A 16,745-nucleotide genomic window follows, 5' to 3' on the forward strand; every position below is an offset into this window, starting at 1 on the left:
GCCAGTCGTCGACCGCGAAGCGGTCCCCCGCGCCACCAGCCTGGCCCCGCCACGCCCGGGATAGTGTGCCGCGTCAGATTCCTCGACAGACGAGCCACCACATGCGGAATGCCCGTTAACAACGGCGTGACAGTGGGCTAGCCTCGGTGTAAAGCCCCGCACTCCTAGATTGGGTCGCTTCATGACTGTGACTGGCGAGCGTCCGGACATCCTCCTCGAGGATGTCGACTTCAATCGACGGGATCACCCGGATCGCCCGCTGCGGCCCATCCCGCCGGGCCGTGACCAGTTCGCCGACCAGTGGCGCCACATGCGCAAGTTCATGTTCGGCCAGTGGATCGACGTCGACAAAGAAGTCGAACCCAACGACATCACGCGCATGCGCGATGACTACTTCTGGCAGGGCGACGAGCACATGATCGGCGTGGTCGACGCGTTTGAGCGCATCGGCTATGAACGCGGGCGCGCGCTGTTCGAACAGGCGCTGACCCGCGGCATCGACACCGTTGAGGATGCCCCGCGCGAACTCGTCGACCTGTTCGAGCACCTGGACCAGCTGCCCGGTCAGTTCGATCTGGTCGCCGCCGAACGCGGCCGGATGCTCGCGATGTCGAGCACGGTGTCCGCCACCACGATCATCCGCGGATGGGCGGTGTACGAGACTGCGATGACGGGCGACATCTCCGCCGCCACCGGGGCCACCGGTCGGTTCGCAGACGACGGACCCCGCCGATTCATCGAAACCGCCCGAGTGTTCGCGGAGTTCACCCTGCCGGAGATCTTCGACCGGCACTCGGAGGCCTTCCAGGACGTGGTGCGGGTGCGGCTGATGCACGCGCTGGCCAGTCGCGGGCTGCGGCGCAAATGGGGCGACGACCTCTACCTCAAATTCGGCGAACCCATTCCCGTGACGTCGCTGCTGGGATTCGGCAGCGGCATGCTCCTCGGACGCCTGGTCGACCACGCGTTCGGCCGCAAGCTCACGCACCAGGAACTCGAGGATCTCGCCGAGTACTCCTCGTTCTCCGGACGGTTGTGGGGTGCCCCCGAGCGGTTGTACTCCCCGAACGGGTTGGAGCTCATCAAGTCGTTGAACTACGTGCTGGCCCGGGGTGGGAAGCCGTCGCCGTGGCGCGCCGAACTCATCGACGCGATCGCCGGGCCCGAGCACCTGAGGACACTGACGGAGACGTTGCCCGGCCTGCTGAAGAAGGTCGTGTTCCGGTACGCCAACCAGATCACCGCGAACATCGCGTTCGCCCCGGCCGGTGTGGTGTTCGGGTACGAGCAGATCAACGCGATGCTCGAGGGCACGATGTTCGAGCCGCTGGGTTACAACATCGAACGCCGAGTCCGGAACTTCGAGCGGCTCACCAGACTCAACGTCGGCATCGCGATTCTGGCCGACAGAGCGCCGTGGTCCAATCCGATCCGTGAGCGCCGCAAGCGCAGCGGTGCCGCTGCACGTGAGCGGATCGCGATGCTGAACAAGATCGCGGACGGCAAGCAGATCCCGCTGACCTACACCAGCCACGACCGTTCCACCTCGGGAGAGGGTTTCACCGGCTAGCTTTCGCGGGCTCGCGAGCGGGGACACCCATCGCGCCAAAACGCTGAATCGGGGCGCGCGACCTTCCTACTGTTAGGGCAGTCGTCGCAAGGAGCCGCGCATGGGATTCATCACCCCGACCCTGCCCGATGTCGACCACGACGAGTTCCTCGCGCTGCCGCTCATGGAGCGCATCCGAATCATGGCGCTCAAGTGGGTCGACCAGGGCTATGGCGTACCCCGCATGATCCACGTGCTCTACATCGCCAAGCTGGTGGTGTTCTACGGCATCCTCGGGGTCACGATCGCCACGGCGACGTCGGATCTGCCTGCCTTCTGGCATGTCTCGCAATGGTGGGATCAGCCGATCGTCTACCAGAAGGCCGTCCTGTGGACCGTGCTGCTCGAAGTGCTTGGGCTCGGCGGGTCCTGGGGGCCGCTGGCCGGCAAGACCAAGCCCATGACCGGGGGGTTCCGATTCTGGGCCAAGCCCAACACCATTCGACTGGCGCCGTGGAAATGGGTGCCGCTGACCGGAGGTGACCGGCGCACCTGGGTCGACATCGCGTTGTACGTCGCGCTGATCGTGTCGCTGGTGGTGGCCCTGTGCGCGCCGGGGGTCGACAGCCCGTCGTTGTCGGCCGCGCTGCCCGACAACACCTCCGGCCTGGTGCCCCCAGCGCTGCTTGTGGTGCCCATCGTGGCGCTGATCCTGATCGGCCTGCGGGACAAGACGGTCTTCCTGGCGGCCCGCGGCGAGCAGTACCTGCCCGCGTTGTTCTTCTTCGCAACAATGCCTTTCGTCGACATGATCGTCGCGGGCAAGATCCTTATCGTCACGGTGTGGTTCTGGGCCGGGGTGTCGAAGTTCGGGTGCCACTTCACCAGCGTGATCCCACCGATGGTCAGCAACAGTCCGTCGATGCCGCTGCGTTGGCTCAAACGCGCGCACTATCGGCACCACCCCGACGATCTGCGGCCATCACACCTGGCGACGTTCATGGCGCACGGACCGGGCACCGTGGTCGAGATCTTCGCGCCGCTGACGCTGCTCTTCTCGCCGTGGCCGTGGTTGACGGCGGTCGCGGTCGCCATCATGGTCGGGTTCCACCTGTTCATCATCTCGACGTTCCCGTTGGCCGTGCCGGTGGAGTGGAATGCTCTGTTCGCCTACGTGACGGTCTTCCTCTTCGTGGGCTTCCCGAACGGAGAGGGCTACGGCCTGGGTGACATGTCCTCGCCGTGGCTCGTGGTGCTGCTCATCGCCGCGTTGAGTTTCTACCCGGTGCTGGGCAACCTGCGTCCCGATCTGGTGTCGTTCCTGCCCAGCATGCGTCAATACGCGGGCAACTGGGCGTCGGCGGTCTGGGCGTTCGCGCCGGGCGCCGAGGCGAAACTCGACCGGGTCACCAGGGCGTCGCCCAACCCGGTCGACCAGTTGATCGACTTCGGGTACGACCCGTCGACCGCCGAGATCTTCCACCAGCAGATCCTGGCGTGGCGGGCCCTGCACAGCCAGGGCCGAGGCCTCTTCTCGGTGCTGCTGAAGGACCTGCCCGACGTCGACCAGCGCACCGTGCGGGAGGCCGAAGTCGTGTGTAACACCTTGGTGGGCTTCAACTTCGGTGACGGCCACCTGCACGACGAGGACTTGATCCGGGCCGTGCAGGACGAGGCCCAGTACGAGCCCGGCGAGTTGATCGTGGTGTGGGTGGAGTCGCAGCCCATCCACCGTAAGATCCAGCACTACAAGGTGATCGACGCCGCGTTGGGAGTCATCGAACGGGGCACCTGGAACCCCGAGGATGCCGTGAACGCTCAGCCCTGGTTGCCCGACGGGCCCATTCCGTTGACGGTCACGTGGCGGCACGATCAGGTCGGTGCCTGACATGCCCACTGCCACCGTCGTGGGCAGCGGTCCCAACGGACTGTCCGCGGCCATCGCTCTGGCGCGGGCGGGCCTTCAGGTCACGGTGCTCGAAGCCGCCGACGAGGTCGGTGGCGGCCTGCGTTCGCACGAGACGATCCTGCCTGGACTGCTGCAGGACGACTGTGCGGCCTTCCACCCGATGGCCGTCGGGTCGAAGTTCCTGGCCGAGTTGAACCTCGAAGACCATGGCCTGCAGTGGTGCTGGCCCGACATCGACTGCGCGCATCCCCTCGACGACGGCGAGGCGGGCCTGCTGTACCGCAGCGTCGAGCACACCGCCGACGGACTCGGCGCCGACGGGCGGCGCTGGCGGGCCCTCTTCGCGGGTCCGTCGGCGGGCTTCGATGTGCTGGCCGACGACATCATGGGCCCGTTGCTGAGACTGCCGAGCCATCCGTTGACGCTGGCCCGGTTCGGGGCACCCACGGTGCTGCCGGCGTCCGTGTTCGCCCGGGTGTTCCGCACCACGAAGGCTCGGGCCCTGTTCGGAGGCGTTGCCGCTCACACCTTTCAACCCCTGCACCGGCCGCTGACGTCGGCGATCGGCCTGGGCATCCTCACCGCGGGACACCGCTACGGGTGGCCGGTCGCGGCGGGCGGCACGCGGTCGATCGCGCGAGCACTGGTCGCGGTTCTGACCGAGTTCGGCGGCGCGATCGAGACCGGGGTGCGGGTGACGTCGGCCCGCGACCTGCCGCCGTCCGACGTCACGATGTTCGACCTGGCACCTCCCGCGGTCGCCGACATCCTTGGCGGCCGTCTGCCGGGACGTGTGGCGCGCGCGTTTCGCCGATTCCGCTTCGGGCCCGGCGCGTTCAAGGTGGATTTCGCGGTCGAAGGCGGAGTGCCCTGGACCAATCCGGGGACTCGCCGAGCGGGCACCGTGCATCTCGGCGGCGACTTCGACGAGGTCGCGGAGACCGAACGGGACATCAGCGCCGGCCGCATGCCGGACCGCCCCTTCGTCCTGGTGGGCCAGCAGTATCTGGCCGATCCGCAACGTTCCGCGGGTGATGTGCATCCACTGTGGACGTATGCCCATGTGCCCAACGGGTATTCCGGGGATGCGACCGAGGCGATCATCGCCCAGATCGAACGCTTCGCGCCCGGAGTGCGGGACCGGATCGTCGGGCAGGCCGTCCGGTCGACGACGGAGATGTCGGTCTACAACCCCAACTACGTTGGCGGCGACATCAACACCGGCGCCAAGGATCTTCGCCATTTGGCGTTCGGCCCGCGAACCACGTTGTCGCCGTACGCCTTAGGCGTGCCGGGCATGTACATCTGTTCGGCGGCCACCCCGCCGGGGCCGGGAGCGCACGGCATGTGCGGGGCCAACGCCGCGGCCTACGCGCTCAAGCACCTGCAGCACTGAGCGCCCGCACCCTTTCCCGCGAGCGCCCCCACCCTTTCCCGCGAGCGCCCCCACCCTTTCCCGCGAGCGTGCGGGTCTGTACGCAACACGCCGAGGTGCGGCGTACAAACCCGCACGCTGAGCAGCTCAGAAACGGACGGTCACGGCTTGATCCGGATGTGCCCGGACTTCCACAGCCCCGAACGCGTGGCCTCACCGAGGTCGATCTCCGCGGGCGTCGCGTCGACGATGGTGTCGAACCTGCGCAGCGAGCCCCAGTCCTGACCCCAGTCGCGAGACAGGTAGGTCGCCATGACATGGGCCCGCAGCAGCAGGTCGCTGACGCCCAGCAGGCCGCCGTTCATGCCGTCCTGCCAGGTGTCGGTGCTCTGCAGCTTGGCGAGGTAGTCCGGGCTGATCCGGAAGCGCGGAACCTCGGTGACACCGTTGGCGTGCAGCATCGGCTGCTGGCACGGGAACACCAGTCCCACAGCCCAGTCCATCATCACGGGCTGGTCCGATCCGACGTACTCCTGCACCGAACGCAGTTCGGGCACGCGCGGCGGGGTCACCGCGACCCAGTCGCCCTTGCTCAGCGAACCGTCGTCGGCGACCACGCGGACGAAGGTCGCGTCGGCCGGGATCTGGCTGCGCGGGTAGCGCAGATTGCGCCACGACGGCGTCGGACCGACGTCGTACGGCGTCAGCCGGCCGGCGGGAACGGGTTGCCCGTCCGGTCCGGTGCGGCCGTACTCCAACTCCACCGCCTGGGCCTCGGTGCGGGCCTTGGCGACGCTGTTGCCGGTGATGGTGCCCGCGGCGGTCACCACCACCAGGGGATGGGCGTCGTCGGGCGGCGGAAGCTCGTACCAGGCCGAGGTCAGCGTGCTCGGCTGCTGCGGGCCCTCGGTGTAGCTGCCGGCCACCGGCACCCGGCGCGGATCCAGCCCGTAGGGCAGCGGCACCGTGGAGCCGTTGACGCCCGGGCGGCTGAGCTTGACCGGTTGATCCCAGTCGTAGTCGCTGCCCGGCTTCGGATTGTTCAACCGGATCGACTCGGCGACGATGTGCTCAGGAACTCCGTTGGGCGAGAAGCCCACCGGCTCTTCGCCGCCCAACGCTCCGAGCGGCCCGAACCCGGTGCCGAGCGGGGTCAGGAAACCGTCGTTGGGGTCGGGTTCCACCAGCACGTCGTCGGCCATCCCGCAGCCGCCGTTGAATGCGCGCAGGTTGGCCCAGGCGTTCGAGTAGGTGGGGTACTGCCGGATCGCGCCGATGCCCATCGAGGCGATGAACGCCAGCACCATGAAGCCGGCCGCGATCGGGATCGGAGCGGTGGTCAGCGCCCGGGTGATCTTTCCATTGCCTCGATCGCGCGGTGCGAAGTGCAGCCATGCCGCGTACACCGCGAACACCACGAACAGCGCGAAGAACAGTGTGCTGACCGTGATCCCGCCGATGGCCGGGACGTCGTTGTTGAACGGGACGCCGAAGGTCGAGACGTACCACCAACCGTTGGTCGACGCCCAGCACAGCGCCATGACGAACGACAGCGCGGCCAGGAACGCCACCCGGTTGCGGGCCCATCGCAGCACCGCCGGCGAGACCAGGACGGTCGCCAGCGCCGCCACGGCCGCACCCACAGCCGCGAACAGGCCCATGTGGTGCACCCACTTGGTGGGGGTGAACATCAGGAAGAAGATGGTCGCGAAGATGATTCCCATCAGTCGCCAGACCGGCCCGCGGGCCACACCGGGAACCCGCTTGCGGCGCAGCATGATGAACATCGCGGTGAACAGCGACAGTGCGGTGATCATGAAGCCGAACCGCCGCGACACCGAACCGTCGACCGTCTGCAGGATCAGGTAGTAGTAGCGCAGGTTCTCGGTGTACCACTCCTGGCTGGGACCGATCGCGGTGCGAATCCTGGTGGCCTCCAACACCGTTGCCAGTGTCTGGTCGGCGAAGACGATGGTCAGCACCACGGTTCCGGCCGCCAGCAGCGGCAGCAGCAGCGGCCAGATGCCCACAACTCGGCGACGGCGCATGAGGATGCGCAGGATGGGACGGCCCGCGGCCACCAGCGCCGCGACCGCGATCAGACCCGTCGGCTGGATGCCCAGGGTGAACGCCGCGGTGATGATGCCCAGCGCCGCCGGGGTGAGCCGGCCCGAACTGATCGCCCGCTCGATCAGCACGTAGGTGATCAGGGCACCGGTCGCGATCTGGCCTTCGGGCCGCAGACCGTTGTTGAACGGCATCCACGCGGCCAGCAGCACCAGCCCGGCCGTCCACAGCGCAGGCCGGCTGGCCACCACGGCGGGCCCCAACCGGGGCAGCACCTCGCGGGACAGCAGCAGCCAGCAGATCAGCGAGCACACCAGGTCGGGCAGCCGGATGAAGATGCTGGCGTCGCTGACGTGGGTCATGAGCGCCAGCAGGTTGTAGTACCAGCCGAAGGGGTCCTCCGGGCTGCCGAACCAACGGAAGTAGTTCGACATGTAGCCCGCATGGTCGGCGACCCGGGCCATACCCAGGATGTAGCCGTCGTCCGACGAGTTGGCTCCGCCGATGTACCAGACCAGGAACGCGCTGATCACCGTCGCGTCGACCAGGGTGAAGGTCCGCCAGCGGGTGGGGATCAGCCGTTGCATGCGGCGCCCGTCGAGGCGGTCCAACCGCCACAGTGCCAGCAGCGCGATCACGGTCGCGGTGATCGCCAGCAGGATCGCGGCGAGCTTGAGCGGTGTCGGCGCGGTGGAGAAGCGGGTGTCGATGTCGGCCGAGAACGAGATGCCCTCCGCGGCCGGTCCGGTCAGGTCAGTGAACACCCCGACGATCGCGGGACGCAGGTTCGGATCGGGGAACCCGGACTTCTGCTCGCTGCCGTCGGCCTTCTTCAGGCCCACGAACGTCGCGTAGGTGCCCTCCTCCGACGACGTGATCTCGATGCGTTGGCACTCCGGCGACAGCACCCGGGACCGGGGCACGCTGGCGATCACGACGTTGCGGTCGGTGACGTCCACGCGCTGGGCGGTCGCGCTGACCAGTAGTGCGTTGAGCGCGGCCTGCTTGCCCTTCGCGGGTGCGGTGCCCAGGACCAGTCCGCCCGAGGGCGGCAGATCGCCGATCACCTGGCACGGGATCGTGGCCGTCAGGGTCACCGGCGCCTGCGAGATCAGGGGTGCGGTGACGTTGCTGAACTGCCCGCCCTGGGGCCAGTTCAGCGTCGCGGTGGTCTGCACCACCGGCAGCAGGGGCGTGGCCACGGACAGGACGAAGCCGATCAGGCCGGCGACGATCGCGACCCAACGGGCCACGGTGACGTCGCGGGACGCATCGCGCGCGGCGGGCGCGGTCGTGACGGCGGTCATGGCAGGGCCCTGATCGGACCGGTGCGGTACCACCCGAACACGCGCTCGATGCCGGTGTCGATCACGGCGTTCGGCGCCTGCTCGGCGGGAACCACGCGGATGAACCGTTCAATCGAACCCCAGTCGCGATACCAGTCGTCGCGCAGATAGGACGGCACGGATGACGTGGTCAGCAGCGCCTGGATGAACAGGAAGGGGCCGCCGTCCTGGGCGGACTGCCACTGGTTGGACGACACGACCACCTGCTTGAAGTTGGGCAAGATCCGGTACTCCGGCAGTTCGGCGACTCCGAGGTGCTCGGAGAACGGACGCTGACAGGGGAAGTTGGCCGCCGTGGCGATGTCCATCAGCACCGGGGTCTGCGAACCCAGGAACTCACTGGCGGTCTGCAGCACCGGCACGCGCGGCGGCGTGAACGCGAACCACTGATCTTCGGACAGGTTGGGATCGTCGGCGACCACGCGCACCACGTTGGCCTCCGGCGGCGCCCAGGCGAGCGGGAAGCGCAGGTTGCGCCAGGCCTTCTGGGGGATGACGTCGATGGGTTGGCTCTCGGACAGCGCGGTGAAGCTGCCGTCGGGGTTGCGCACACCCCACTGCACCTTGAGCGACTGCCCGTAGTTGAACGCGTGCTCTTCGTCGTAGGACCAGATGGCGCCCGCGGCGGCCATCGTGACCAGGGGTCGTTCCGGCGTGCGGGCGGGCAGTTCGTACCAGGCCGAGGTGGCCTTGGCGGCGACGGTGTTCTCGCCGTAGCTGCCCATCACAGGGGTGCGCTGCGGGTCGAGGCCGAACGGCAGGAACACCCGGGAGCCGTTGACGCCTTCCGGTCCGTAGCCGCCGCCGGTGCCTGCCGCGTAGCCGACGCCGATGTTCGGCTTGTCCGGCGCGCCGTCGGAGTTCACCGTGCCGGGGTTGCCGACGACCGGTTCGGCCGGTTCCAGCGTGTCGTTGACGCCGTTGGGGGTGAATCCGACGGGGTCCTCGCCGCCGAGCGGACCGTACTCGCCGAACTTCTGGCCCGGGACCGGCGTGAGGAGGCCCGCGTTGGTGTCGGCTTCGACCAGGACGTCGTCGGCCATGGCGCAGCTGTTGGCGTTCGTCAGCGCTGAGATGTTGGCCTTGGCGGTGGTGTAGACGGGGTAGCGCTGGACGAAGCCCTTGGCCATCGAACCGACCTCGAGCACGACCATGATGACGGCCACCACGAGCAGCGGGGTCGAGGCCAGCACGCGGTTGCGGCGGGTGTTCTTGACCTCGGTTTCGCCCGCGTAGTCGATCCGGAAGTGCAGCCACGCGGCCAGCAGGCCCGTGACGATCGCGAGCATCAGGAACATCGTCGTGACGGGCTGCCCGGCCAGGACGGGCTGCTTGTCGAACCACGGCACGCCGTAGTTGCCGGTGTAGAACCAGCCGTTGATACCCGAGGTGGCCCACGCCAGCACGAACAGCAGCGCGGTCACGTACAGCGCCAGGTTGCGTCGGCTGTGCAGGCCGACGCGGGCGAACGCGAACGCCGTGACGGCGCCCAGCGCACCGGCCAACCCGGCGAACGCGCCGAACTGGATCGCCCACTTGGTGGGCGTGAAGGTCAGCAGCAGCAGGCCGACCGCGGTGCTGCCGATCAGCCGCCACACCGGCCCGTTGGCCGCACCCGGCACCCCGCCGCGTCGCAGCAGCACCGTCAGCATGCCGAACAGGCACAGCAGCAGAATCAGGACCGCGAAGCGCCGGGTCATCGAACCGTCGACGCTCTCCTCGACGGTCAGGAAGTAGTACCGCAGGAAGTCCTGGTACCAGGCGATGGTCGGGCCGACGACGTACTTGATGCGGGCCGACTCTGCGACGGTCGCCAGGGTCTGGTCGCGGAAGATCACAACGAAGATCAGAGACAAGGCCGCGACCAGCGGCGCAAGCTGGGCCAGCAGGCCGTCGACGGGCCGGCGGGCACCGATGATGCGGGCCACCGCCCGCGCCCCGACCAGCAGCGGGGCCACCGCGATCAGACCCTGCGGCGCAAGTGTCACGCTGAACACCGCGACGATGATCGCGACGGCCGCAGGCCAGAGCCGGCGCGTGCCAATGGCGTTCTCGACCAGGGCCCAGGTGGCCAGCGCGCCGAACGCGATCAGCGGTTCGGGCCGCAGGCCGTTGTTGAACGGCAGCCACGCCGCGAGGAAGACCGCGCCGGCGGTCCACATGGTGACGCGGTTGACGGCCAGCGCCCGACCCAGGCGGGGCAGAGCCCAGCGGGACAGGATCAGCCAGGTCGCGATGCCGGCCAGGGTGGCGGGCAGGCGCAGCCACACGCCGTGCGTGCTGATGGCCGCGAGTTGGGCCAGCACCGACTGGTACCAGTCGAACGGGGCCTCGGTGGCGCCGAAGTAGCGGAAGTAGTTGGCGCTGTAGCCGGCCTCGTCGGAGATCCGCGCGATGGTCGTGTTGTAGCCGTCGTCCGATGACGTCGCGCCGATCAGGTGCCACAGCAGCAGCGTGCCGATCACGCCGACGTCGGCGAGCCAGGTGGCCACGCCGACGCGCACGAAGCGTCGCCACGCGTGGACGACGCGGCGTCCGGAGCGGCGGTCCAGCAGCGCCAGCGCGACGATCGAGCCGATCACGCACACCACGCCCAGCACCATCGCGAGCAGCTTGACGGTCGTGGGTGAGCTGATGAAGCGGGTGTCGATGTCGACGCGGGCGCTCAGGCCCGGCTCCGCGGGCACCTTCAGGTCACTGAACAGGCCGGCGACCTGGGGCTTCTTCTCGATCGGCAGGGTGCCGACGGCCCCCGGGATGCCGACGAAGTCCGCGCCGACCCCGCCCAGGTTGGCCCAGATGTGCAGCGCGCTGCAGGCCCCGGAGTCCACCTGCTCACGCGGTGCGGCGACGGCCACGGAGTCGCGGAAAGCCACGAACACGGTCTCGGCGTTGGCGCGCACGAACAGGCCGTTGCGGCTGGCGTCGATGCCACGGGCGGGGATCGTGGAGAACACGACACCACCGGTCGGCGGCAGGCTCGCCACGGCGCGGCACGGAATGGAGACGTCGAGGGCCAGGGGCGCGCCGGACACCAGAGGAGCAGTGACATCACTGACGTTGCCGTCGGCGGCGGGGGCCTGCGGCCATGTGATCGTGGCGGTCGTCTGCTTCACCGGCAGGAGCGGAACCAGTCCGCACAGCAGCACCCCGGCGATGCCCGCGACGACAGCGATCAGGCGGGCGATGCGGAGGTCTGGCACGAGGGTCGATGGTATGCGACGGGCCTGTGTGGGGTGACGACGCGTGCGGCGCGCCGGGTGGGCTGGGACACGCGCCTCGCACGCTAAGACGTCCTTCCCCGACGCCGAAACTGCGGTGACTGCGAAATCTGACGGCGATCTTCGCAGTCCCAGCAGTCTCGGCGAGAGGGGTTACGCGAGGGTTAGGACGGGCGCAGGGGCGCCGGACTCCACAGCCCGCTGCGCACCGCCGACCCGAGGTCGATGTCCGCAGGGGTGGCGCCCGGATAGAACTGCACCAGGCGCTGCAGCGAACCCCAGTCCCGGAACCAGTCGCCCTTCAGATACGTGGGCACGGACTCGGCGCGGAACAGCAGTTCGGTGATGCCCAGCGGGCCGCCGCCCAGGTAGTCCATGACGGGCGAGTTGGCCTCGGCGCCGAAGCGGTCGGGCAGGATGCGCCACTTGGGCACCTCGGTGACGCCGTTGCGGTGTCCGAACGGACGCTGGCACGGGAACGCGAGCCCCACCAGCCAGTCCAGCATCACGGGGTCCTGCGAGCCGACCACGGTCTGCAGCGTCTGCAGTTGCGGGATCCGCGGCGGAGTCAGGGCGATCCAGTGCTGTGGGGCCAGGTCGTCGTCGGTGGCCGCGATCCGGATCTGGGTGGCGTCGCGCGGAATGGCGGCCAGTGGCGCGCGCAGGTTGCGCCAGGACGGCGCCCCGCCGACGTCGGCGAAGCCGACCGACCCGCCGGGCTTGTTCTGCTCGGCCTGCTCGTCGGTGGCCCACTGAACCACCACTTCACCCGGGTCGAAGCGACCGGCGGCGGAGACCACCAGCAGGGGGCCCGCCTCGTCGCGCGGCGGGAGCCGGTACCAGGCCGAGCGCATCACGGCGGGCTGCTGGATGCCCGCTCGCCAGCTGCCGAGCACCGGGGTGAGTGCGGGGTCCAGGCCGTAGGGCAGCCGGGCCCGGGATCCGTTGGCCCCGGCGGCCGCCGTCGTCCCGCCCTCGGTGCCGGGCTCGCTCTCGGTGTCGTCGCCTGCGTCGGTGTTGGCGAAGTTGTCGCTGCCGGGCTGATCGGACACCGCGTCCGGGGAGACGTCGGACGGAATCCCGTTGGGGGAGAAGCCGACCGAGGCCACCGAGCCCAGCGCTTCGCCGACCGGAACGTCGACGGGGGACAGCAGGCCGACGTTGGGGTCCTGTTCGACCATCACGTCGTCGGCCAGCCCGCACGTCCTGCCGACCAGCGCGTCGAGGTTGGATCGGCCCACCGACCACGCCGGGTACTGCGCGGTCATTCCCAGCGTCAGCGACAGCACCTCGAAGATCACCAGCGCCCAGGCCGCAAGGGCCAACGGCGAGTGCAGGATTCGGCCCGCTCGCGTGGGGCGCCACGGTTTGTCACCGCGCGCGGAGAAGTGGAAGTAGACGGCCAGGATCAGTGTCAGCAGCGAGAGTCCGAGCAGGAACGTCGTGAAGCCGAAGCGCCACTCGGGGAACTCGTTGGACCAGGGCACACCGAAGTTGGAGACGTACCACCAGCCGTTGACGCTGGCGAACGACAGCGCCATGACAAACAGCACGACGGCACCGAAGATCGTGCGGTTGCGCCGCGACTTCATGGCGTAGGCCGTCACCGCCACCGCGGCCAGCGCGCCGAGCGAACCGGCCAGGCCCGCGAACACCCCGAAGTGGTGGGTCCACTTGGTGGGCGTGAGCATCAGCGCCAGGAACGAGATGATCGTGATGCCGATGATGCGCAGGCTGGGCCCGGCCGCGGTGCCCGGAATGCGGCCCTTGCGCAGCGACATCGCAATCGAGACGCCGAGCGCCGCCAGCAGTGCCAGCACCGCGAAACGGCGCGCCACCGAACCGTCGGGGGTGGCCAGGAACAGTCGCTCGTAGCGCGTGTGCTCGTCGAACCAGCTCAGGCTGGGGCCGATCAGCGACTTGAAGGAGCTCGCCTGGATCTCGGCGGCGAACGTCTGGTCGCGGAAGATCAGGATCGCGGTGACCGTGACGGCGGCGGCCAGCGGCGCCAGCAGTGGCAGCAGTCCGAACTGGCCGGAACGGCGACGCAGGATGGTCCGCAGCGGCCCGATGGCCACCAGCAGCGCGCCGATCGATGCGACGCCGGTGGGGCCGGAGAACAGCGTCAGCGCGCCGAGGATGCAGGCGACGGCGACCGGCAGCAGTCGGCTCGTGGCGACCGCACGCTCGACCGAGCACCAGGTCAACAGGATGCCGAGGGCAATGATCGGTTCGGGACGCAGTCCGTTGTTCAGGGGCAGCCAGAACGCCAGGAACATGCCGGCCGCGGTCCAGCAGGCGGCCGTGCTGTGCTTGACCGCCGTGCCCAGGCGTGGGATGACCTCGCGGCTGATGACCCACCAGCAGGCCAGCGCCATCAGCAGGGTTGGCAGCCGCATCCAGATGCTCGCGGTGGACACGTGCGACCACAGCGCCAGCAGGTCGTAGTACCAGCCGAACGGCGCCTCCGGCGTGCCGAACCAGCGGTAGTAGTTGGCCATGTAGCCGGCGTCCTCCGACACCCGCGCCATGGTCAGGATGTAGCCGTCGTCGGAGGTGTTGGCGCCGACGAAGTGCCACCACACCAGGACCGCGGCCACCAGCGCGTCCAGACCCGACAGCGACCACCAGCGCGACGGGAGGAACCGGCGGTGCCGCATGCCGTCGGCGGTGTCGAGCACGTGCAGCGCGATCAGCGCGGCCACGGTCATCAGCAGGCCGAGGATCATCACGACGAGCTTGAGCGTGGTCGGGGCGGTGCTGTAGCGGGAGTCGATCGTGGCCGACAGGCTCAGGCCCGGCGGCGCGGGACCCGTCAGGTCGGTGAAGACGCCGACGATCTGGGGCCGGAAGTCGTAGCCGCCGCGCTCCCCGGCCAGCGGTGCGTCCGGGTCGTCGGGCGTGGCGTCGATGCCCTGCGCCTCGGTCAGGCCGACGAACTCCGCCGTGATCTTGTCGGCGTGCGCGGTGAACGTCAACCGCTCGCACTGGGGGCTGAGCACCGCGCTCATGGGCGCGACCACGACCGGGGTGTTGCGCACGACGACGTTGAGGTTGCCGTTGGTGCGCTCGATGAGCAGACCGCGGTCGACGGCCTTGGGCGCCTGCTTGGGCACGGTGGACAACAGCACGGTGCGGTTGCCCGTCAGCCCGGCTGCCGCCTGGCAGGGCACGCTGATCTCCATGTCGGTGGGGACGTAGGAGATCAGGGGTGCGGTGACACTGCCGAACTCGCCGTTCTGCGGCCAGTTCAATTCGGCGGTGGTCTGCTTGACCGGCAGGAATGGCGTGGCGATGGCCAGCAGAACGCCGAGCAGGCCGGCGAGCACGGCGACGTTGCGCGCCACTCGATACTTGGGTGCCACGTCCTCCACGGACCTAGATGGTAATTGGCGCTGCGTCGTGTCCATCAGCGCTGGTTCCTGATCGCCAGCACGAACGGTCCGATGGTCTGCGTGGTGAAGTGCGGTTCGTCGAACAGCGCGGAGTCCAGTTCGACGGTGTAGCGCCGGACGTTGGGCTGATTGGGGTAGACGTCCTCGGCCAGGCGCAGCGTGTAGGTGCTGCCCGATCCCGTGCCCGCGCCGCGGCGCATGAGGAAGACCGTCGGCGGCTCCCACGGCAACTCATCGAGGGCCTTGACGAAGGCCTCGGCGTCGTCGAGATCGGACCAGGACTCGATCGCCGCGGCGCGGTCGTCGAACTGCGCGAGGGGGTTGGCGTAGTGCGAGGTCAGGCCCTGGAAGCCGAGGTAGGGGTAAAACGACAGGAAGCTGTAGTCGGCGGTCAGCACCACGGTCTCGTCGCGGGGCTGTCCGGTGGCCTCGATGATCGCCTTGTCGATCTCGGCGTAGTACTTCTCCGAGGCGGGGGGCCTGCGGTCGCCGCGCTGCCCGTATCCGTCGGTGTCGGTGTAGGCCACGGCCAGGTCGGGTCGCAGTGTGTCGGGGATGTCCTGGCTGAACGCCATGCCGCCGGCGATGCCGATGACGGCCGCGACGGGGATCAGCGCACGATTCCACCGCTTCGCCGCAGCGAGGGTGACCTCGATGAACCCGAAGGCGCCGGCCGCGGCCAGCAGCGTGGTCAGGGTCGGCTGCAGGCGGAACGACAACAGCGTGGTGCCGGCCAGCGTCGTCAGCATGGACAGCAGCGACCACAGATAGACCGTCAGCACGCCGATCGCCAGCGCTCCGGCTCGCACCGAGGACCTCGCGCGGACGATCAGCCAGACGGTGCCCAGCAGGCACAGCGCCCCGAGCAGTGAGAACTGCAGCATGGGGAAGGTCAGCACCGCGCCGTCGGCGGGCAGGTAGTGCTGGGCGCTGCCGGTGTCCGACATCGGGTCACGCAGCGCGCGCAGCACGAAGGGGAGCCAGGTGATCGCTGCGATCGCCAGTGCGATCACGCCGGCGACGGTCAGTCGCAGCAGCGGTTCGACACTGCGCCGCGCGATCGCGACCACCACGGCCATCACGGTCACGGTCAGCGCGGCCAGTCCGAGCAGCAGCGTGTAGAACGTCGCGGTCACACCGAGGAACACCCCGACGCCGACGATCGCGGCCCAACCCCGGCCTGATCCGTCAACCCGTTGGCCCGCCCTCAGGCCCGACCACGCCAGCACCAGAACCGGGGGCAGCAGCACCGTGACGATTGCGCTGTAGGGCTCGGGGGAGGCGTAGGCCAGCGTCACCGCGGCCGTGGTGATCGTGACGATCAGCGCGTACTCGAAGCGCACCAGCGCGGTCCACAGCACGAAGGCCAGCACGACCGCGACCGCGATCGAGGTGATGGCCCACGGCTTGTACATCTCCCAGCCGGGAGTCCCGGTCAGTGCGGCCGCGCGGCCGCCCAGCCAGAACCAGCCCGGCGGGTAGAACGGCGGCAGGCCCGCGTAGGTCATGTCGCGCAGCGCCGCGCTGTCGGTGAGCCGGGTCAGGTACTCGGTGCGGAACTGCTGATCGACCGAGATCCCGAACAGGTAGAGCTTGGTGGCGCCCAGCGGCATGCCCAGGGTCGCGATCACAAATCCGGCCAGGAACACGACCGCGGTCAACTGCGCGACGACGCGCCTGCCGCGGCGCCACAGCCAGCCGGCGGCGAGCAGGGCTGCCAGACAGCCGAATTGACCGACCGTGGTCAGCGCATGCAGTTGATTGCTCGACGGGAAGGCGGGCCAGTCGACACGGCTGATCGCGATCAGCGCCAGCGCGCAGACGGCGACGGCGATCGCCGTCGCCAGCAGCATGCGGCCGGCGCTCGAAAGCGCGCTCTTCAT

General features: G+C 69.0%; 7 protein-coding genes. 3 read left to right on the forward strand and 4 right to left on the reverse strand.

The annotated features are described in order from the left end of the window. The first annotated feature begins 181 nt into the window (after nucleotides 1-181). The 3 genes from G6N34_RS26300 (at nucleotide 182) to G6N34_RS26310 (ending at nucleotide 4,854) form a co-directional block, all read left to right on the forward strand. Complete coding sequence (locus tag G6N34_RS26300; RefSeq protein WP_085154176.1) at nucleotides 182-1,570, forward strand: oxygenase MpaB family protein; 1,389 nt, start codon at nucleotides 182-184, stop codon at nucleotides 1,568-1,570. Between the two features lie 100 nt (nucleotides 1,571-1,670). Continuing rightward, nucleotides 1,671-3,437 (forward strand): DUF3556 domain-containing protein, encoded by a 1,767-nt coding sequence (locus G6N34_RS26305; protein ID WP_085154178.1) that lies wholly within the window; start codon nucleotides 1,671-1,673, stop codon nucleotides 3,435-3,437. A 1-nt stretch (nucleotide 3,438) separates the two neighbouring features. Further along, nucleotides 3,439-4,854 (forward strand): phytoene desaturase family protein, encoded by a 1,416-nt coding sequence (locus tag G6N34_RS26310; RefSeq protein ID WP_085154486.1) that lies wholly within the window; start codon nucleotides 3,439-3,441, stop codon nucleotides 4,852-4,854. Between the two features lie 140 nt (nucleotides 4,855-4,994). Here the strand turns inward: G6N34_RS26310 and G6N34_RS26315 are convergent, their stop codons facing one another. The 4 genes from G6N34_RS26315 to G6N34_RS26330 form a co-directional block, all read right to left on the reverse strand. Further along, nucleotides 4,995-8,207 carry an arabinosyltransferase domain-containing protein gene (locus G6N34_RS26315; RefSeq protein WP_085154488.1) on the reverse strand — a complete coding sequence of 1,071 codons (3,213 nt, stop codon included), beginning with the start codon at nucleotides 8,205-8,207 and terminating at the stop codon, nucleotides 4,995-4,997. Further along, nucleotides 8,204-11,449: an arabinosyltransferase domain-containing protein gene (locus G6N34_RS26320; protein WP_085154180.1), complete on the reverse strand. Its 3,246-nt coding sequence runs from the start codon at nucleotides 11,447-11,449 to the stop codon at nucleotides 8,204-8,206. Before G6N34_RS26320 ends, G6N34_RS26315 begins: the two co-directional genes overlap by 4 nt. 182 nt (nucleotides 11,450-11,631) lie before the next feature. After that, nucleotides 11,632-14,877, reverse strand: a complete 3,246-nt coding sequence (locus G6N34_RS26325; RefSeq protein WP_085154182.1) for an arabinosyltransferase domain-containing protein — start codon at nucleotides 14,875-14,877, stop codon at nucleotides 11,632-11,634. Further along, nucleotides 14,877-16,745: a galactan 5-O-arabinofuranosyltransferase gene (locus G6N34_RS26330; protein WP_085154183.1), complete on the reverse strand. Its 1,869-nt coding sequence runs from the start codon at nucleotides 16,743-16,745 to the stop codon at nucleotides 14,877-14,879. The genes G6N34_RS26325 and G6N34_RS26330 overlap by 1 nt, the downstream gene beginning before the upstream one ends.

It is taken from the genome of Mycolicibacterium confluentis, from assembly GCF_010729895.1.
In the GTDB taxonomy this organism is placed as follows: domain Bacteria; phylum Actinomycetota; class Actinomycetes; order Mycobacteriales; family Mycobacteriaceae; genus Mycobacterium; species Mycobacterium confluentis.

Excerpts from the sequence above, each read along its gene's own strand:
- G6N34_RS26315 (WP_085154488.1), bottom strand. The coding sequence starts at position 8,207 with ATGACCGCCGTCACGACCGCGCCCGCCGCGCGCGATGCGTCCCGCGAC.
- G6N34_RS26310 (WP_085154486.1), top strand. The coding sequence starts at position 3,439 with ATGCCCACTGCCACCGTCGTGGGCAGCGGTCCCAACGGACTGTCCGCG.
- G6N34_RS26300 (WP_085154176.1), top strand. The coding sequence starts at position 182 with ATGACTGTGACTGGCGAGCGTCCGGACATCCTCCTCGAGGATGTCGAC.
- G6N34_RS26330 (WP_085154183.1), bottom strand. The coding sequence starts at position 16,745 with ATGAAGAGCGCGCTTTCGAGCGCCGGCCGCATGCTGCTGGCGACGGCG.
- G6N34_RS26305 (WP_085154178.1), top strand. The coding sequence starts at position 1,671 with ATGGGATTCATCACCCCGACCCTGCCCGATGTCGACCACGACGAGTTC.
- G6N34_RS26325 (WP_085154182.1), bottom strand. The coding sequence starts at position 14,877 with ATGGACACGACGCAGCGCCAATTACCATCTAGGTCCGTGGAGGACGTG.